This window comes from Aeromonas bestiarum, from assembly GCF_028751155.1.
Classification (GTDB): domain Bacteria; phylum Pseudomonadota; class Gammaproteobacteria; order Enterobacterales; family Aeromonadaceae; genus Aeromonas; species Aeromonas bestiarum.
Window position 1 is genome coordinate 4,334,981 of record NZ_CP064746.1, and the last position, 18,051, is coordinate 4,353,031.

Here is an 18,051-nt window from a genome sequence, read left to right on the forward strand (position 1 = left end):
AAAACACTATTTTAGGAAATTATTATGTCTAACAAAATGACTGGTACCGTTAAGTTCTTCAACGCTGAGAAAGGTTTTGGCTTCATCTCCCCGGCTGACGGCAGCAAAGACGTGTTCGTACACTTCTCCGCTATCCAGTCCACCAGCTTCAAAACCCTGGACGAAGGTCAGCGCGTTGAGTTCACCATCGAGCAAGGCCAGAAAGGCCCGGCTGCTGCCAACGTAGTTGGTCTGTAATTCAAGCAAGAAAGCCTTCACGCTCGCTAACGCCTGCTGAGAAGACCTTCTGCAAGAATTAAAAAAACCCGCCAAGGCGGGTTTTTTGTTGCCTGCGATTCAGCATTTTCCCTCCCCCCAGACTCTTTTTCCCTCTGTTTAGCCATTCTGCCTCACCCCTTCTCTTCCGGTATCCCTCCTGCATCTCCTGGTTGGCGCTAGCATGACAGCACAACCTTAATGAGATTAATTATCGTTTACACATCATTCCATGATCATTACAATGCCTGCCGACAAACGGGAGGATTATCCAATTGAACCTGCCCGGTCCGGGTTTCACGCGGGATGCGGTGAAACCACCCCATAGATTCACCCAAAGGATGAATGCATCTTCTTACTAAAAGAGTTCAGGCCAACATGATAAAAATGCACCGCAACAAGCTGACCACGCTCATTCTCGCCGCCCTCGCCTCTCACGCCTATGCCGCCGAACAGGAGGTCATGGTCGTGACCGCCTCCGGCTTCCAGCAGAAGATCGAGGATACCGCCGCCTCCATCTCGGTGGTGACCCGCGAGCAATTGGAAAAACGCGCCTATCGCGACGTGACCGATGCCCTGAAAGACGTACCGGGCGTGGTGATCACCGGGGGTGGCAGCAGCAGTGACATCAGCATTCGTGGCATGGGCTCCAAATACACACTGATGCTGGTGGATGGCAAGCGGGTCGACAGCCGTGGCACCCGCCCCAACAGCGATGGCCCCGGCATAGAGCAGGGCTGGTTGCCACCGTTGCAAGCCATCGAACGGATCGAGGTGGTACGCGGCCCCATGTCCTCCCGCTACGGCTCGGACGCCATGGGCGGCGTCATCAACGTCATCACCCGCAAGACCGCCAGCATGACAGCCTGGCAGGGGTCGCTGCATGCCGACTCCACCTTCCAGGAGAACAAGGACTCCGGCGACATCTTCCAGACCAACGCCTATACCGCCGGTGCCCTGGTGGATGGACTGCTGGGGGTGCGCCTGAACGGCCAGCTCTCCCACCGCGGTGAGGATCAGTTCCAGAACGGGTTCGCCGAGCAGGAGATGCGCAGCGGTACGGCCGTGTTCAGCCTGACCCCGGACGAGCACAATCGCTTCGACTTCGAGGCCAGCCGCGGCCTGCAGGATCGTGATCGCACACCGGGTGAATCCCTCTCGGCCAAGTCCAAACCCAGCCTGAGCACTTACGAGCGCACCAACTACGCCATCACCCACGACGGCCGCTATGACTTTGGCTCCTCCACCAGCTATCTGCAGCGGGAAGAGAACACCAACCCCGGCCGCCAGATGAAGCTGATCAACACCATAGCCGATACCCATACCCAGTTTGAGCTGGGGGATCACTACCTGAGCGTGGGTGGCCAGTACCGCTACGAGGATCTGCAGGATCAGGGCAACCAGCTCAATGTGGCCAACCGCGCCAATCAGCTGACCCGCTGGAGCTGGGCCATGTTCGTGGAAGACGAGTGGGCACTGACCGACACCTTCGCCCTGACCGGCGGCGTGCGCATGGACAGGGATCAGAACTACGGTACCCACTGGAGCCCGCGTCTGTACGGAGTCTGGCATCCGGCCGAGTTCTGGACCTTGAAAGGGGGCGTCTCCACCGGCTACCGTTCACCGGATCTGCGCATGTCGGCCGCCAACTGGGGCCAGGCCACGGGGGGCGGCACCCAGGACGGCATGCTGGTCGGCAGCCCGGAACTCAAGCCGGAAACCAGCGTGAGCCAGGAAATCGCCCTGCTGTGGGATGGTCAGGAAGGGCTGAGCACCGGGCTGACCCTGTTCAACACCGACTTCGAGGACAAGATCTCCGAGATCCGCCGTTGCACCAGCAAGAGCGACCCCTCCTGCACCCTGAACGGTCACACCTATGACTTCATCAGCGACCGCATCAACGTCGACAAGGCGAACATGCGCGGGGTGGAAGGGACTGCCAACTGGACCATCAATGAAGAGTGGTCGCTGGCCTCTAGCTACACCTTCACCCAGTCCGAGCAGAAGAGCGGCCCGATGGAAGGCAAGGCACTGAACCAGATGCCGCGCCACATGTTCAACACCACGGTCGACTGGCAGACCACAGAAGAGGTCAGCCTCTGGTCCAGGGTCAACTTCCGCAGCAAGACCTCCGATTACCTGAGCCGGGTCAAGATGGCAGAGGGCACACCTTCTTACACCTTCTTCGACACGGGTCTGGTCTACAAGGCCAACAAGAACCTGAACGTGACCGCCGGCATCTACAACCTGTTCGACAAGACGGTGGATTACACCAGCTTCGGCACCGTGCTGGACGGTCGTCGCTACAACCTGGGGATGACCTACAACTTCTGATGATGAGCCGCCGCCCCCCGGGGCGGCGGCCTACGCTTCTGCCGCATTCTCCTTCTCCTCGGCATAACAGGCCGCCTGCCAGGTATTGCGCCCCAGCGACTTGGCGCCATACATCAATCTGTCTGCCTGCAACAACACCCGCCTGCCATCGGCTCTGACGCCATCCGGCACCCAGACGGCCCCGGTACTGATGGAGAGCCCCAGCTCACCGGCACTGGTCTGCAACTTGTGCAGACTCACTTCCCGACCTATCCGGCTGGCCCAACCTTGCAGCGAAGCCATATCCGCCATCGGCAGGCTGATACAGAACTCCTCCCCCCCGATACGGGCAAACAGCGCCCCGTCCGGCAACACCAGCCGCACCCGTTCGACCAGCGCCGAGAGCACCTCGTCACCGACCCCGTGACCGAAGTGATCGTTGATCCCCTTGAAGCGATCTATGTCGAACAACAGCAGGGCCGAGGCCTGTCCGCTGGCCAGCCGCTGCTCAAACTCGGGCAGAAAGGCGCGCCGGTTCAGGATCCCCGTCATGGAATCTGTGCCGGCGAGGCGCTCAAGCCGCGCATTGGCCTGGATCAGCTCGGCGGTACGGCTCGCCACCGCCCGTCGCAGTTGCACTATGTAGACCAGCAGCACCATGCCTCCCAGCGCCAGCAACCAGGGCCAGAGGTGGAGTGGATAGACTGTCTCGATATGCATCCACTTGCGGATGATCCGCTCCCGATCCGCCACACCCAGGCGGGAAAACCCCAGCTCCAGCTCCTGCAACAGGGCCTGATTGCCCTTGGCGACCGCAAAGCGTATCTCGTCGCTGTAGAGGTGGCGTACCGGGATGAAGCGGCTGGGATCCGCCGAGGTGTAGATATAGAAGTTCGCCACCTGCAGATCGGCGATGAAGGCGTCCAGTTCACCGCTGAAGGCGGCGCGCAGCATGGCATCGTTGTCACTGAAGGTTTGCAGGTGGGTGGTGGGGAAGTGCTTGCGGGCGTAATACTCCTCATACCCTCCCGCCACCACACCCACACTCTCGTGCTGCAGGTAGTAGTTCACATCCGTGCCGCGCAGGGAGTTGGCAAAGAACAGCTGGGAATCGAGACGGGAGAGCCCCTGGCCATAGTCATAGAGCGGATTGCGCTCCGGTGACCAGAGCAGGCCGCCATGGACATCGGCCTCGCCGGTACGCACCAGATCCAGCGAGGTCTGCCAGTCCACCAGTTTGAACTGGATCGGGCGACCGGTGACACGGCCATACTCGCGCCAGAGATCGATCAGCAGGCCATCCGGCTGCCCCTCCTCATTGATGTAGGAGAAGGGCTGCCAGGCCTTGGAGTTGGTCACGATCAAGGGTTTGGGGGCTGGCGTTGCCCAGGCGGGCAGCCACAGCAGACAGAGCAGGAGGCAGCATCCGCTGCGCACCCGCCATCCAGAACCAGAAGAGACCGCCATTCCTGCACCAACCTTGCTATTGGCCGTCTATGCGGCCATTGATTATCGCCACCTTCAGCATAGAAGAACAAGCATGACCGAGTATGAAATTGGCGTGATTTCAGTCAGATAACAGCAAGATAAACATGGGGAGGGCGCCTGGTCGGCGCCCTCCCCAGACAGATGTCACTATGCTCACAGCGGCAGGCTGATCCTGGCCTCCAGCCCGCCCTGCGCGCGGTTGTGCAGGGTCAGCTCGCCACCGTGCTGGTGCACCAGGGTGCGGGCGATGGAGAGTCCCAGTCCCACGCTGCCGGATTCGGTGTTGCGGGCCTCATCGAGCCGCACGAACGGCTTGAACACATCCTCCAGCCGCGCCGGATCTATGCCGGGCCCCTCGTCACAGACCCGGATCAGCAGCTCGCTGTCGGTACGCTCCAGCGATACCTCGGCGCTGCCGGCGTACTTGATGGCGTTGCCGATGAGGTTTTGCAGCACCCGGCGCAGGGTGTTGGCGCGGCAGGCATAGACCTGCTTGCCCTCGACCATGCAGGTGACCGGCTGGCCGGTATCGGCGTAGTCATCGCACAGGCTCTCCAGCAGACTGACCAGATCCAGCTCCCGGGTCGCCTCCTGCTGCCCCTCCTCCCGGGCGAAGCTCAGGGTGGCCGCCAGCATCTGCTCCATCTGTTGCAGGGTCTGCTGAATCCGCTCCTTGTCCTCCCCCTCGTCCAGAAACTCGGTGCGCAGCCGCAAACTGGTGATGGGGGTGCGCAGGTCGTGGGAAATGGCCGCCAGCATCCGGGTTCTGTCCTGCACGAAGCGATCGAGGCGGGTGTGCATGCGGTTGAACGCCTGGATCGACTCGCGGATCTCGGTCGGCCCCACCTCCCGCAGCGGCTCTATGTCTTCGCCGCGCCCCAGCCGATCCGCATTGGCGGCCAGCTGCTTGAGCGGCTGGGTGGCCCGCCGGAACAGCCAGATCATCAGGCCTATCACCAGACTCGCCACCAGCATCAGGTTGAAGGTGGTCTGCCAGGACCAGCTCGCCGACTCTTTGTCCACCAGGGAGCTGAACTGCAACCAGCCACCGCGTGGCAACTGAATCGAGCCATACAGCCGCATGTCCTGCGGCGGCGGCATCCCCTTGCGGTCCTTCATCATGCGGGTGTGGTGCTGCCAGGCGCGGCTGCGCTGGGCGTCCTGCTTCAGCTCGGCACTGATCTCCACCATCAGCGACGGCGGATAACCGAGCCGGGAACGCACCTGCTGCTCGAAGCGGGGGCTGCGGTTGTCCGGTTGCAGCGGCTCGTCGGCGAGGCGCAGCAGCAGGGTTTCGCTGCGGCTCGCCTTGAGGATCTCGTCATAGAGCGAAGGCGGGGAGAGGGCCAGCAACCGCGCCACCGAGACGATGCGCTGCATGGCGTTGCGGCTGTTGACATAGCCGAGCGCCTCCTCCCGATCCGAGCGGTAGATCTGGATGCTGAGCAGCTGGATCAGCACCAGCCCGGCCAGCGCCACCAGTATGATCTGGCCGGTCAGCCCCTTGGGCCACAGTCGGGAACAGAGTCGCTTGATCATGACCACGGCGTCACACCTGGGTCACGTCGGCGGCGAACAGATAACCGCCGCCCCAGATGGTCTTGATGAGCTCGGGATTCTTGGGATCCCGCTCCAGCTTGCGCCGCAACCGGCTCACCAGGGTATCTATGGCCCGGTCGAAGGCCACCGCCTCGCGGCCCCGGGCCAGATCCAGCAGTTGATCCCGGCTCAGCACCCGCTGGGGGCGCTCCAGAAACACCCGCAGCAGGTCGAATTCGGCGGTGGAGAGGCTCAGCCCCACCCCTTCCTCATCCACCAGTTCGCGGCGATTGATGTCGAGCAGCCAGCGATCGAAACGCAGATCCCGGGTCAGGGTCTCGGGGGCGGGTTGCGGCTCGACCTGGGTGCGTCGCATCACCGCCTTGATGCGGGCCAGCAGCTCGCGCGGATTGAACGGCTTGGCGAGATAGTCATCGGCGCCCATCTCCAGCCCTATGATGCGGTCCGTCTCCTCCCCCATGGCGGTGAGCATTATGATGGGCAGGCTGGATTTGGCCCTCAGCTCGCGACACAGGGTCAGGCCATCCTCCCCCGGCATCATCAGATCCAGCACCAGCAGATCGAACTCCCGCTCCTCCAGCAGCCGCTTCATCTCCTTGCCATCCCGGGCACAGCTGACCCGCAGGCCATGCTGCTCCAGAAAGCGTTTCAGCAGATCGCGGATCTCGCCGTGATCGTCGACGACCAGAATGTGGGTGCTGCTTTGGTTCATGAGGGCCTCTCCTGTTAGAGCTGGCACGAGTATACGAAAATCTGTCGGACGGTTTGTGTCAAAGTGTGCCAGATCAGCAAGATGCCACACTCTGCTACAAAAAAGCGGTCACTCGGCAAAGTTGAGACACAAGGCGAGGGTTTACTGAGGGCACACCAACTCGTCCATATTTGCTCATTGCAGGAGACAGGCCATGCTCGCCCTTACCACGCCCTTCATGCTGGCTTATGCCGCCAGCGAGGCCCTTGCCAGAGCGGCGGCCAAGCCGCATCAGCCCGCACAGGCCAGCAGCCTGACGCAAGCTTCCCCCCTGGATGACGATGAGGCCGGCCTCTGCCCGCCCGGCGAGACACACTTCCCTTCCCCATGATGACAGGCAGCGCCCGATTGTTAGGGCGGCGCCTGGCACCATGACACACAACGCCGGCATCCTTCGGCGAGCCATACCAAGGAGACAATGATGATGAAAAAGACCCTGACCCTGTTCGCACTGGCCGGACTGGCCCAGATCGGCATGGCACAAGCAGCCATTCCGGCCGACGTCAGCGCCGCCCCCGGCCTGCTGTTCGTCAACTGGCACGATGACGCCAGCAGCAGCAACGCCAACCCGACCCTGATGATCCGCAACGCCTCCGGCGACGTGCTCAAGCGGGTGCCCGCCGAGTTGAAAGGGATGCAGCAGGTACGACTGCCGATGAGAGCCCAGGGCAATCTCACCCTCAGCCTGGACGGTGAAAGCGACAGCTATCGCATGCCTTACAGCGTTGGCAGCGGCCGCCAGCGCTGAACCGAGCCATTCACGTCGTGGTTTTCTCACGATAACCATGTTGCCTGACCGGTGACATGAAATACCCCGCCAGAGACGCTGTCCGGCGGGGTATTTCATTTTCCGCCCCTGAGAACGCTATTCCGGCCCCAGGCCGGCGCGTATTTTGCCAGGCGGATTGGCGCTGGCTTTTCAGGGTGACAGGCCTATCCTCGAACACTGTGACAGGCCCGGTTTTCGTTAACCCACAGCACAGCCTCACAGTGTCACACTCTGCTACAAAATAGGCTTCAACTGGCAAAGTTCAGACACCAGTCTGGTGTTTACTTAGGGTCAAGGCGAGCAAGCCGAACCCGAACTCAATCCGCGAGGAGATAGACCATGAAAACCCTGACCAAAACCCTGCTGACCGCCACCCTGATCCTTGGCCTGCCGCTCGGCGCCTATGCCGCCAGCGAAGCCGTCGCCACCACCCAGGCCGGCATGATGACCGACTGCCCCATGGATGGCAGCGGCATGATGGGCGGCAAGCACCACGGTAGCCGCCATGACAAGATGGCCCGCATGCAGAACATGACCCCGGAGCAGATCCAGACCAACCTGCAACAGCGCTACGACAAGATCGAAGACCCGGCCAAGAAGGCCGAGTTTGTGAAGAACCTGACGCTGCGTGCCGACGGCATGACCAAGCACGCCGAGGCGATGAAGCAGTTCGCCGAAGCGCACCAGTAAACGCATCTCGACCTGCAACAGGGTGGCCTAGGCCACCCTTTTTCGTTTCCCTCTCCCGCTCGGCCGCTCGCCCTCTGCGATCCCCCGGCCCCCCTCATTTCCCTTCGCCTCTGCTCCGGGTTCTGTGAGCGATAACAAACGTTTTATGTTCGAAATAGCTAATAATGGCGACTCAAATAACAAGGCCATGCAAGACAGTGCCAACAATAGACAGGAGTCGTTATGGGGTGGAGTCTGGGAACAATCAAGGGAAGATATACAGCCGTCTTCGTGGGATTCATGGCGCTGGTGTGTGCCCTGACGGTGATCGGCATCCAGATCTGGATAAAGCCGGCGCTGCAGAAGGCCGGTGAGCAGAATGTGGCGCTGCGGGTCAGCGAGATAGCGACCGACATCCGCGATCAGCTCAACGGGGTGCAGAGCCAGTCTCGCAGCATCACCCAGCTGGTAGCCCAACTGCCGAGCGAGCAGATCGATGCCCTGCTGCCGGCGCTGATCGATCAATACGGCAATGCCATGGTATTTGGCGGCGGCATCTGGCCACTGCCGGACCAGCGGGAAGCGGGCCGCGCCAAGTTCAGCACCTTCTACCACAGGGATACGGCCAACAAGCTGATCCCCAACAGCTACTGGAACTCGGCCGAGGCCCCCAACTACTTTGAGCAGCCGTGGCACAAGGCTGGCCAGCAGGCGCCGCAGGGCATGTGCGTCTGGGCCGCCGCCTACAAGGATGGCGCCAGTCAGCAGCCGAGAACCAACTGCGCCATGGGGATCTACCGCAATAGCGCCCTGTTCGGGGTATCGACCATAGATGTGACCCTGGGCTTCTTCAACGATCTGGTGGCCAGGAAAGAGCAGGAGATCGGCGGTCAGGTGATGATAGTCGAGGCTGACGGCAAGATCCTGAGCCGAAATGCCCGCCTGAGCGGTGACGTTGTGCTCGGCAACCTCTCCGCCCACACCGATTACCCCTTCGCCGGCGCCATCGCCAGCCTGCTCGGCCAGAGCCAGGGCAAGGGGCTGCTGCGCACCAGCTTCCAGGATCAGGGAGAAGAGCAGACCCTGCTGCTGCAAGCCATAGAGGGCACCCCCTGGTTGCTGGCCACGGCCCTGCCGACCAGCACCCTGACCCAGGACAGCCAGGACGTGCTCACCACCTTGGCCGCGATCCAGCTGCCCCTGGTGGGACTGTTGTTCGTGCTGATGCTGCTGGCCATCACCCAGCTCGGCAGCCGGCTGCAGACCCTCAAGCAGAATATCGACGCCCTCTCCGCCGGCGATGCGGACCTGACCGCCCGCATCCAGGTGAAGGGCCACGACGAGCTGGATCATATCGCCCTGTCGGTGAACCGCTTCATCGCCTATCTGCAGCAGATGATGGTGCAGGTGACAGACGCCACCGACCTCATCACCCGCGAGCTGGCACAGCTCGATCAACAGACGGGTCAGGCGCGGCGGATCCTGAGCGAGCACGCCGCCGAGACGGATCAGGTGGTCACGGCCCTCACCGAGCTCAGCTCCACCGCCGACAGCGTAGCGCAACACGCCAGCGACTCGGCGAGCTTCACCGAGACAGCCAACGGCCAGGCCGCCAACTCCCGCAAGGTGGTGGGATCGGCCTCCGCCAGCGTGGTGGCGCTGATCGACGAGGTAGATTTCGCCGCCGCCAAGGTGCTGGAAATGCAAGAAGATGCCAAGCAGATCGGCAGCGTGCTCGGGGTGATAGGTGGCATAGCCGCCCAGACCAACCTGCTGGCGCTCAATGCCGCCATAGAGGCGGCGCGGGCCGGTGAACAGGGCCGTGGTTTCGCCGTGGTGGCGGACGAGGTGCGCGCCCTGGCGGCCCGCACCCAGAAGAGCACGGCCGAGGTAGGCAGCATGCTGTCGCGCCTCACTCAGGGGGTGGCCGAAGCCGTGGTCGCCATGGAGCAAACCAAGCACAGCTGTCAGGCGGCGGCAGATACCACGGGCCAGGTGACGGGAGGGCTCGACAACATGGCCGATTCTGTGGTGCAGATCCACGATCTCAGCAGCCAGATCGCCACCGCCGCCGAGGAGCAGAGCCGGGTAACCGAGGAGATCAACCGCAACATGGTGAGCATTCGCGACATGCTCAACCTGCTGGTGGAGAATGGCCGCAACACGGAGCAGAGCGCGGAGTCACTGCTCAGCTCCAATCGCCAGCTGCTGGCCCTGGTGCGCCGCTTCAAGGTGTGATGAGGAACGCCAGCCAGCAAAAAGGGGCCCGAGGGCCCCTTTTTCATGCACGTCGTTCAGACTCAGGCCTTGGCTTTGTCGGCCAGGTTCAGGGTCTTGACGGTTTCGCCTTCGAACTTGATGACGACGCTCTTCTGAGCGGCTTCGGCATCCTTGAACAGGGTCTTGGAGGTCTCTGCCAGCATGGGAGATACCTTGTTCAGGGCGCTCAGGTCATAGGTCCACACTTCCAGACCGGCTTCGGTCTTGGTGCTGGCCGGGGCGCCCAGCTTGTCCTTGATGGCCTGCTTGTTGGAGCCGCCTTCCTTGATGTCCAGTGCCTTCTTGATCGCTTCGTTGGAGGCGCTGTCCATGGCGGTACCGGCCATCTCTTTGGCACTGCTGGTGACGCTGCTGGTCACTGTATCGGTCAGGGAATCCATCAGGCCGGCGTGGGCGAACAGGGGCAGTGCAGTCAGGGCAATCAGGATGCGCTTTTTCATCGATTCATGTCTCGTGGGGGATTAAAGAGCGCGCATCAGACCAGTGCCCTCAGGCGGAGTCAAGGCAATCGATCGGTCAATACGCATTCGGGGGGGAAAAGAGAAAAATCCGACGGCTGGCAGGCCGGGGGCAACCCTATGGCCCCCCTGGATCCGACTATTCGCAGATCTGGTTCTTGCCCGCCAGCTTGGCCTGATAGAGCGCCCTATCCACCCGCACCATCAGCTGGCTCATGGGCTCGTCCGGCAGGTATTCGGCCAGCCCGAAACTCATGGTGATGTCGAGCTGTTCGCAGACCCGCGACAGCACGATCAGCTCTCGCAGCTTGTCGGCAACCAGCCTGCCATCGGCCAGACCTGTATTGGGCAGCACCACCATGAACTCGTCGCCGCCCCAGCGCGCTATGAGGTCAATTTCGCGAATGTGAGTCCGCACCAGCGCCACTATGTTGATCAGGGTCTGATCCCCGGCGCTGTGGCCGTGGTTGTCATTGATCTGCTTGAAGTCATCCACATCCATGGCGATGACGGAGAAGGACTGATGAAAGCGCCTGGAGCGCTCGCACTCCTGCTTGATGACCCGCTCCAGCCGGTAGCGACTGGCGGCCCCGGTCAGGGCATCCGTCTCCGCCAGCTGGCGGTTCTCCTCCGCCTTCTGCTGCAACACCCGGTTGAGCCGCACCAGCTCGGCGGTACGCTCGGCGATCTGCAGCTCCAGCGACTGGTTGCGCGATTCCAGCTGCTCATACAAGAGCTTCTGGGCATGTATGTTGCGATGGGCGCCTATCATGCGGGCCACAGAGCCATCCGGATTGCGGGCTATGACACGGCCACAATCCTCGATCCAGATGAAGAGCCCCTCCCGGCTGCGGCAACGATACTCGACCCGATAGTCGGCGGCCGTGCCGCTCAGATAGGCATCGAAGCAGGCCATTACCCGATCCATGTCATCCGGGTGGATCACGCTCTCCCAGGTGAAGACGTTGTTGCCCAGGGAGTGGGGCTCGTAACCCAGCATCTGATACCAGCCGGGGTTGCGATAGACGAAACCCGTGTTGGCGTTCCAGTCCCAGATCCCGTCGCTCACCACCTCCAGAATGCCGTGCACCACGGCTTCGCTGACGTCCGAGATCCTGATCGTGTCACTGTCTTGCAGCATAGAGACCATCCTTGCCCTCTAGCCCCGCCAACGCGGGGGATTCAAACCTGATGAGTGGAAAACGACAACGAAGAGACGACAACCATGAAGCGCAACCCAATATCCGCCTGCCGGCGCACGATCCACCTCTGGTTAACAGGGTTATCGGCCGCTATCGGGTTCGTATGAACAACAACAGTAGCAACCAGTGTGGCTCAGGATCTCACCCTTGTCCGGTTTTAAATCCGGGATGATGCAGGCTGCGATAATGGCTGGGAGCCAGGCCATGCTGGCGTTTGAAGGCCGTGGAGAAGTGGTACTCGTTCTTGAAGCCGCACAGCTGGGCCAGCTGCTTCACCGGCTCGCCGCGACTGGCCAGCAGCAGAGCCGCCCGCTGCAAGCGCAGCCGTTGCAGCAAGGCCATGGGAGCCAGCGCGAAATGCTGCTGGCAGAGGCGATAGAGCTGGCGCTGCGAGAGGTGCAGGGCATCGGCCATCCGCCCTATGTCCCAGCACTCGGCCAGCGACTCTTTCAGCATCAGCTCGAGACGCAGCGCCAGCCGCTCGCCGCGACTCTGCCCCTCCCCCTTTTGCAGCAGGCGGCGCAGATAAAAGCCGAGCTGTTCTACCAGCAGCGCACTGAGCAGCGGGTCCTGGTGGCGCTCCTGCTCCGCATAGAGGTTCTCCAGGGTGTGCAGCAAGCTGGCCTGCTGGGAGGTACAACCCAGCCTGGGGTGGCTGGCGAAGGCATCCCAGGGGGAGTCCTTGTGCAGCAGCAACCATACCAGATCCCAGTCGCCGCCCGGCGCTGACGACCATCTGTCCGGCAACTGCGGCTCAGGCAATTGATAGCAGAGCGGTTCCCCCGCCGGGATCAGGGCCCACTCTCCAATCTTGAGTCGTTCGAGACGATCGCCGATCAGCACAGCCCCCTCGCCCCCCAGGGTGAGCAGAAAACAGTGCACGCCCGCCAGGCGGCGCTCGATCCGGTAGTGGCTGCGCAGGCGGGAATAGCCAGCCAGCCAGCCATACCCGCTCTTGGGCAAGGGCGGGCAACAGGCTGTCACAGCAGATCTGCTCGCGGCAGTCGGGGGAGACGTCAATGACTTCAGGATTGGCAGTTTCAGACATCATCAGGACGGGCTCAGCCATGTCGAACATTCAAGGCCCAGCATAGCGTGGAGGACATCAAGTCACAGGAGATAAGCCATGTGCATACATCACGTTGCCATCTGGGCACAGGATCTGGAGGCACTCAAGACATTCTATTGCACCCTGTTTGGCGGTCAGGCCAATGAGCGCTACCACAACCCGGCCAAACAGTTTTCGTCCTACTTCGTGCGCTTCGAGGGGGGCGCCAGCCTGGAGCTGATGCACAGCCCCATACTATTTCCGGCAGATCTGCGCCTGCCACACCCGCTGCAGGGGCTGGCCCATATTGCCTTCTCCCTCGGCAGCGAGGAGGAGGTGGACAAGATGACCGCCCGCCTCAAGCTGCTCAAGGGCGCCGAGGTGAAACACCTGGACGGCCCCCGCTGGACCGGCGACGGCTATTACGAGAGCACCTTCCTCGACCCGGAAGGCAACCGGCTGGAGCTGACTGTCTAGTCCATAGGGATCGATACAAGTTGGCCAAAGAACAGACTGGCTGTCCGGGCGCTTTCGGCTCATCCGCAGTGTGGGTGTTCATCACCTCCTGCATTTGCAGATACAGGTTCAGCAAAGCGCTCCATGTATGTGCGACCTAATTACAGGCAACTGCTTGGATAGATCCTTGATCCTTGGCGCTATTTCCGGATGGCCTAAATCTTGATTAAAAAATGACTCGGCCTAGGTAGATGGATATGACGGATTACTTTTGAATTGTAACGCCCCGCTAAATAGCGGGGCTTTTGATATCGCCGGGAAATAAACAGTCAATAAGCCCGGATAACGGCCAGCGGAACTGACTGCGCGACCCGCAGATGCCCTTCATGATTGAGATGAAGGTGATCCCCGGAGTCATATTGCGCGCTGAGCTGTTGAATACATTCCGGATCCCGTACCAGCAGGTCGCTGTCAATAACAGCATCAAATTCCCCGCTGGTACGCATCCAGTGATTCACTGCCTGCCGGACAACCTCCTTTTCAGGCTGATAAAAGTGCTCAATACCATATTCACCGGTTCCCCGCAGCGGTACCAGGGTTACGCCTGTCATGCGGATACCCTGTTCCCGCGCCATCTGCAGTAATTGCAGATAGGCGTTGATCAGCACGGTTGCCGACGGCACCGGATGTTCCGGATCCAGTGCCGTACCCGCCAACCCGATATCATTCAGTCCGACCTGCACGATACAGGCAGTGACACCGGGTTGCTGCACCACATCACGCTCAAAACGCGACAAGGTAGCGATGCCGACGCAGTCTTTCAGTAGCCGGGAACCCGACTGCCCGGCATTCACCACAGCAATATTTTCGGAAACAAAGCGCTCTGCCAAAAAATCCGTCCAACGGCCATAGGTGTCCATCTCCACGCCATTACCATCCACCATAGAGTCGCCGATGACGACCAGAGTGCGGCACGCGGCTACCGGCTGAACCTGGACACTTTCAACCAGAAGACGGGAACTGATTTTCTGACCGTCGCCGGCTTCTTCCCTGATGGCCTGATTACCCGGTTCAAGCAACGAAAAATGACGGGCATCCCAGTGGAAGGTATTGACCGGGATCTGCTCCGGCAGATATGTCCGCAGATTGATCACCGATAGTGATGGAATATCCAGTGGAATTTCATCACTGCACAGAGTGCCCCCCGCAGGAATTATCGCGCCGGTTTGCCCATTAAAGGTGACAGGCAGTGCACCGCACAGATCAGACACGGAAATATAGCTCTCGCCTATTACCAGAGGCTGTGCACCATAGCGGTTGGAAAAGATCAGCCGCAGCTTTTGGCCGCCCAGGCTGATGCGCAGTGTCTGCCGGAGTGTCAGATCCCCATCAATTACCGGTATATCCGATGGAAACGGAAAAGCGTCTCCCGATGCAGGCTGAGAGGTGGAAAGCCAGGCGCATATCCACTCGTCGCGCATTGGCGAGGCTGAAGGCACTGAATATGACATCAGAAACTCTCCTGAAATGAATAACGGATTTAGTGCGCGTCCGGCGGAGCCGTCATGACATCGAACGTGTGCATGGCGATATCTGTCATTGCCATCAGACGCGCCCGGCTGACGCCATCCCGAGCCTGGACGGAGATCCCGTGAAACAGGGTCGCCACATAATCCCCGAGCGCTTGTATATCGGTGTTTTCCGGCAGTTCGCCGGACTGAACGCCTTGCCGGATGCGCTCTATGATGCCGTCAATCCGCTCCCGGCGGTAACCGGCCAGCCATGCCATGACCTCTTCGTTGTCACGGCCATAGTTGGTCAGCGACAACACCACCATACAGCCGTGCGGCCGATCGTCTCGGGTGTAGTTTTCAACTGCGTTTACAAGCAGTTGCCTGACCGCCAGGCGGGTATCCGGCTGTGACAGGGCGGCGTCTGCAAAAGCCCCTTCTTCGGCCAGATAAAGCGCTATCGCCTCACGGAAAAGATTTTCCTTTGAGCCGAAGGCGGCATAAATACGGGCAGAAGCAATCCCCAGTGCAGCAACCAGATCAGACAGGGATATCCCTTCATAGCCACGCTGCCAGAACACCTCCTTTGCTTTGCGCAATGCCTCTTCACGATCGAACTCTCTTGGTCTTCCGGCCATAACACACTCTCCGCATAAGTCATCTCGGGTAGAGGCTACCAGTTCATTGTCGACTAACAAAGAATTATTTTTTGTTGATTGACAAAGATTTGTAAGCCCTCTTAATCTATTCACTGTTGATCGACAAACAATAGGCGCTATCGCAGCTGACACGGGCTCTGTCTATGGCCTGCTGCGGGTATTTTTTATCAATCATTCAGACGGAAAAAGTATGAACACATCATTCATCAGGGCATTGCTGGCGTTGGTCATGCTGTTCCCATTGCATGGCACTGCCGTCGCGGCAAATGCACAAAGCGCGGCAGAAACCTCGGCGACAACGCAGGTTAACGAGGCAGATTTTCAGCATCAGTATGTCGACGTTACGGGACAGAAGATTCATTACGTGACGGCGGGAAAGGGGGAACCTGTGCTACTGATCCCCGGCTGGCCGCAGACTTGGTATGCATGGCGTCATGTGATGACCAGACTCGCAGCCGAAGGCTATATGGCGATAGCGGTTGATCCGCCGGGAACCGGTTATTCCGCACGGCCGAACACGGGTTATGATACCGGGGCGGTGGCAACCACATTGCACAGGATGATGAATCAGCTGGGCCATAAGAAATATTCTGTTGTCGGTCACGATATTGGCATGTGGGTTGGTTATGCGCTGGCAAGTGACTACCCTGCGGACATTAAAAAAATAGCATTAACCGAGGCGGTTATTCCGGGTCTGGCGCCGGCGCCATCCATCTTTGTCGATCCACAGGAGAATATTTTCCTCTGGCACTTTATGTTTAATCAGGTTCAGGATTTGCCGGAAATGCTGACGGCCGGCAAAGAACGGGAATATCTGAATTTTATTTTTGACCACTGGTCTTATCGTCGTGATCGCGTCGCAGCACAAACCTATATCGATGCTTATTCTTCACCAGGCGGGCTGAGGGCAGGATTTGCGTATTACCGGGCGATTCCGCAAACCATAGCGCAGAACAAGCAGCGGGCTGAGAAAAAATTGATGATGCCGGTTCTGGCAATCGGTGCAGATCATGCCACCCGTGATGCACCACAGCAGACGATGCAGGGAAGAGCGGTGAATTTGCAGGGCGCTATGCTCAGCGAGTGCGGTCACTTTGTAACGGAAGAGTGCCCGGAACAGCTGATGACAGTATTGCTGCCGTTTTTGAGAAAATAAATGTTCCGCTAATTTATGAGTGATATAAAAACAGGCCTCCTGCTTGGATTATTTATGACCGGAACAAGCAGGCCTGTGATGTTTTTTAACGCTGGCTAAGTGTGGCATTCTATTGACGAAGCATAATTGGACAGCGGAAATTCTCCCTTCTCCCCTTGCGGGAGAAGGGCTGGGGATGAGGGGAAGGAAAAAAGAGATTACGCAATAAACGTTGGGCTTCGCTACGCTCAGCCACAACCTACACAATCGGTAGGTTGGCGCTGAGTCTGCGAAGCCCAACATATGAGATAGATGAGAAATGGTATTCATAAATTATTGAATATAAGTAGCAACCTATAGCATCCCATAAAAACAAACCACCACAATATATTTAAGAATAGAACCGTCTCATAAAATTAAACCTAGATTTTCCTTTGACTGGTCTCAAATCAACAACGATTCTATATAAAAGACTATTCTCAACCCCAATAGCATGTACGCTTTCATCATCAACAAAATAATGATACTGGGCTATCCCCTGATTATTGAATACTTCAGGAGACAACGGATATGTCGCATATGGATTGTGAAATACATATAGCCCATCAACAACTTTTTCATGATACTCTCTCAGGTCTTGCGACCTCTTCTCAGGAGTACCGTATTGATCTATAGACCAAAGAGTGTCCACCTTACAGCCACTAAAAAAATTATGCTTCATAGCGCTCAACTTTCCCCATGTTGCAGTACAGGAGAAAATTACAGCACTAACATCTTTCATCCGATCATTAGTGAATAATCCCAGCTGAATCTCAGCGCCATTTTCCTTCTCTATAAAACCAAGTTTTTTGACAGGAGGCCCTTTTGGATATTTACCTGGATTATCTAAATATTCATCTTCATCAACATAATGATCATACAGAACAGAGCATATTGGTCTCGTATATTGCAGGTTAAACCAAGGTTGTTCAAAGGGGGCGACAGCGATTACAAATGGTTTCCCTTTTACATGGTCGAGGTTTTTATATTTATTCACATATAATCGATGTTTAGATAGTATTGAATTAGATAATCTAATCATTGCTTCATGATTTATTTTTTTGAACCTCTTGATTGACCCCATTGTTTCTTTTGTAAAGGTTTTCTCCCATTCGTTTGTCTTTCCATCCGCAGAATTAGAAACAACAGCTTCCACTATAAATTCATGTTCTCCTTTAGATAAGTTGAAATCAGGTGATGGATGCTGCCAATCGATATAAATCCCTAACCCCTTAAAAACTCTATATAGATACACCTCCCAAAATGTTGAATTAAATGTTGTTTGGAATTCTTTAACAATCTTCCCATCTCGGTCTATAAATCCATCAGCCCACTGAGAAAATATTTGCCTCTCTAAATGGCGAACATCATGTAAAACCGACTTAAAATTAGCATGTTGCTTTCCATCAGGAACCATTATCTTAAAAAAGTCCATTTTTCCCTTCTCCATACAACGAA

Annotated in this window: 16 protein-coding genes and 1 pseudogene; 8 read left to right on the plus strand and 9 right to left on the minus strand. The window is 58.4% G+C overall.

Annotated features, from left to right (window positions below; genetic code table 11):
• Positions 1-24 precede the first annotated feature (24 nt).
• Together cspE and IU367_RS20130 are read left to right on the plus strand one after the other, a co-directional pair.
• A complete protein-coding gene (gene cspE, locus IU367_RS20125; protein ID WP_005316548.1) occupies positions 25-237 on the plus strand; it encodes a transcription antiterminator/RNA stability regulator CspE in 213 nt (70 codons plus the stop codon).
• A 405-nt stretch (positions 238-642) separates the two neighbouring features.
• Positions 643-2,589, plus strand: a complete 1,947-nt coding sequence (locus IU367_RS20130) for a ligand-gated channel protein (RefSeq protein WP_103472902.1) — start codon at positions 643-645, stop codon at positions 2,587-2,589.
• A 30-nt stretch (positions 2,590-2,619) separates the two neighbouring features.
• Here the strand turns inward: IU367_RS20130 and IU367_RS20135 are convergent, their stop codons facing one another.
• The 3 genes from IU367_RS20135 to IU367_RS20145 all read right to left on the minus strand — a co-directional run bounded on the left by IU367_RS20135 (position 2,620) and on the right by IU367_RS20145 (position 6,328).
• Positions 2,620-4,035 carry a transporter substrate-binding domain-containing diguanylate cyclase gene (locus IU367_RS20135; RefSeq protein WP_274452917.1) on the minus strand — a complete coding sequence of 472 codons (1,416 nt, stop codon included), beginning with the start codon at positions 4,033-4,035 and terminating at the stop codon, positions 2,620-2,622.
• Between the two features lie 174 nt (positions 4,036-4,209).
• Positions 4,210-5,595, minus strand: coding sequence for an ATP-binding protein (locus tag IU367_RS20140; RefSeq protein WP_043556095.1), 1,386 nt, complete (start codon positions 5,593-5,595; stop codon positions 4,210-4,212).
• Positions 5,596-5,605: 10 nt separating this feature from the next.
• Entirely contained in the window at positions 5,606-6,328 is a 723-nt protein-coding gene (locus IU367_RS20145) for a response regulator (RefSeq protein WP_042873218.1), read from the minus strand.
• 193 nt (positions 6,329-6,521) lie between these two features.
• Here IU367_RS20145 and IU367_RS20150 point away from each other — a divergent pair, with 193 nt between their 5' ends.
• From IU367_RS20150 to IU367_RS20165, 4 genes are all read left to right on the plus strand, one after another.
• Entirely contained in the window at positions 6,522-6,698 is a 177-nt protein-coding gene (locus tag IU367_RS20150; protein WP_274452918.1) for a hypothetical protein, read from the plus strand.
• Between the two features lie 90 nt (positions 6,699-6,788).
• Positions 6,789-7,115, plus strand: a complete 327-nt coding sequence (locus IU367_RS20155; RefSeq protein WP_080741176.1) for a hypothetical protein — start codon at positions 6,789-6,791, stop codon at positions 7,113-7,115.
• A gap of 360 nt (positions 7,116-7,475) precedes the next feature.
• Positions 7,476-7,826, plus strand: a complete 351-nt coding sequence (locus IU367_RS20160) for a hypothetical protein (protein WP_043141431.1) — start codon at positions 7,476-7,478, stop codon at positions 7,824-7,826.
• 222 nt (positions 7,827-8,048) lie between these two features.
• Positions 8,049-10,043 carry a methyl-accepting chemotaxis protein gene (locus tag IU367_RS20165; protein ID WP_274452919.1) on the plus strand — a complete coding sequence of 665 codons (1,995 nt, stop codon included), beginning with the start codon at positions 8,049-8,051 and terminating at the stop codon, positions 10,041-10,043.
• A 62-nt stretch (positions 10,044-10,105) separates the two neighbouring features.
• Here IU367_RS20165 and IU367_RS20170 read toward each other — a convergent pair whose 3' ends face one another.
• The 3 genes and pseudogenes from IU367_RS20170 to IU367_RS20180 all read right to left on the minus strand — a co-directional run bounded on the left by IU367_RS20170 (position 10,106) and on the right by IU367_RS20180 (position 12,796).
• The gene (locus IU367_RS20170; protein ID WP_043141437.1) at positions 10,106-10,525 is read right to left on the minus strand and encodes a hypothetical protein; all 420 of its coding nucleotides are present in this window, start codon (positions 10,523-10,525) and stop codon (positions 10,106-10,108) included.
• Between the two features lie 157 nt (positions 10,526-10,682).
• On the minus strand, positions 10,683-11,684 hold the full coding sequence (locus IU367_RS20175; protein WP_274452920.1) for a sensor domain-containing diguanylate cyclase: 1,002 nt from the start codon (positions 11,682-11,684) through the stop codon (positions 10,683-10,685).
• 202 nt (positions 11,685-11,886) lie between these two features.
• A pseudogene (locus IU367_RS20180) lies at positions 11,887-12,796 on the minus strand (helix-turn-helix transcriptional regulator).
• Between the two features lie 75 nt (positions 12,797-12,871).
• Between IU367_RS20180 and IU367_RS20185 the strand changes: the two are divergent.
• Positions 12,872-13,270 carry a VOC family protein gene (locus tag IU367_RS20185; protein WP_274452921.1) on the plus strand — a complete coding sequence of 133 codons (399 nt, stop codon included), beginning with the start codon at positions 12,872-12,874 and terminating at the stop codon, positions 13,268-13,270.
• 308 nt (positions 13,271-13,578) lie between these two features.
• Here the strand turns inward: IU367_RS20185 and IU367_RS20190 are convergent, their stop codons facing one another.
• Together IU367_RS20190 and IU367_RS20195 are read right to left on the minus strand one after the other, a co-directional pair.
• Positions 13,579-14,760 (minus strand): SGNH/GDSL hydrolase family protein, encoded by a 1,182-nt coding sequence (locus IU367_RS20190; protein WP_274452922.1) that lies wholly within the window; start codon positions 14,758-14,760, stop codon positions 13,579-13,581.
• A gap of 29 nt (positions 14,761-14,789) precedes the next feature.
• Entirely contained in the window at positions 14,790-15,398 is a 609-nt protein-coding gene (locus IU367_RS20195; protein WP_274452923.1) for a TetR/AcrR family transcriptional regulator, read from the minus strand.
• Positions 15,399-15,609: 211 nt separating this feature from the next.
• Here IU367_RS20195 and IU367_RS20200 point away from each other — a divergent pair, with 211 nt between their 5' ends.
• Positions 15,610-16,575: an alpha/beta fold hydrolase gene (locus IU367_RS20200; protein ID WP_274452924.1), complete on the plus strand. Its 966-nt coding sequence runs from the start codon at positions 15,610-15,612 to the stop codon at positions 16,573-16,575.
• A 370-nt stretch (positions 16,576-16,945) separates the two neighbouring features.
• Here the strand turns inward: IU367_RS20200 and IU367_RS20205 are convergent, their stop codons facing one another.
• A complete protein-coding gene (locus IU367_RS20205; RefSeq protein ID WP_274452925.1) occupies positions 16,946-18,028 on the minus strand; it encodes a hypothetical protein in 1,083 nt (360 codons plus the stop codon).
• Positions 18,029-18,051: the final 23 nt, after the last annotated feature.

Bases quoted from the DNA above. Each gene is read 5' to 3' on its own strand.
- IU367_RS20160 (WP_043141431.1), top strand. From the start codon at position 7,476: ATGAAAACCCTGACCAAAACCCTGCTGACCGCCACCCTGATCCTTGGC.
- IU367_RS20190 (WP_274452922.1), bottom strand. From the start codon at position 14,760: ATGTCATATTCAGTGCCTTCAGCCTCGCCAATGCGCGACGAGTGGATA.
- IU367_RS20175 (WP_274452920.1), bottom strand. From the start codon at position 11,684: ATGCTGCAAGACAGTGACACGATCAGGATCTCGGACGTCAGCGAAGCC.
- IU367_RS20200 (WP_274452924.1), top strand. From the start codon at position 15,610: ATGAACACATCATTCATCAGGGCATTGCTGGCGTTGGTCATGCTGTTC.
- IU367_RS20165 (WP_274452919.1), top strand. From the start codon at position 8,049: ATGGGGTGGAGTCTGGGAACAATCAAGGGAAGATATACAGCCGTCTTC.
- IU367_RS20170 (WP_043141437.1), bottom strand. From the start codon at position 10,525: ATGAAAAAGCGCATCCTGATTGCCCTGACTGCACTGCCCCTGTTCGCC.
- IU367_RS20145 (WP_042873218.1), bottom strand. From the start codon at position 6,328: ATGAACCAAAGCAGCACCCACATTCTGGTCGTCGACGATCACGGCGAG.
- cspE (WP_005316548.1), top strand. From the start codon at position 25: ATGTCTAACAAAATGACTGGTACCGTTAAGTTCTTCAACGCTGAGAAA.
- IU367_RS20150 (WP_274452918.1), top strand. From the start codon at position 6,522: ATGCTCGCCCTTACCACGCCCTTCATGCTGGCTTATGCCGCCAGCGAG.
- IU367_RS20205 (WP_274452925.1), bottom strand. From the start codon at position 18,028: ATGGACTTTTTTAAGATAATGGTTCCTGATGGAAAGCAACATGCTAAT.
- IU367_RS20195 (WP_274452923.1), bottom strand. From the start codon at position 15,398: ATGGCCGGAAGACCAAGAGAGTTCGATCGTGAAGAGGCATTGCGCAAA.
- IU367_RS20130 (WP_103472902.1), top strand. From the start codon at position 643: ATGCACCGCAACAAGCTGACCACGCTCATTCTCGCCGCCCTCGCCTCT.
- IU367_RS20140 (WP_043556095.1), bottom strand. From the start codon at position 5,595: ATGATCAAGCGACTCTGTTCCCGACTGTGGCCCAAGGGGCTGACCGGC.
- IU367_RS20135 (WP_274452917.1), bottom strand. From the start codon at position 4,035: ATGGCGGTCTCTTCTGGTTCTGGATGGCGGGTGCGCAGCGGATGCTGC.
- IU367_RS20155 (WP_080741176.1), top strand. From the start codon at position 6,789: ATGATGAAAAAGACCCTGACCCTGTTCGCACTGGCCGGACTGGCCCAG.
- IU367_RS20185 (WP_274452921.1), top strand. From the start codon at position 12,872: ATGTGCATACATCACGTTGCCATCTGGGCACAGGATCTGGAGGCACTC.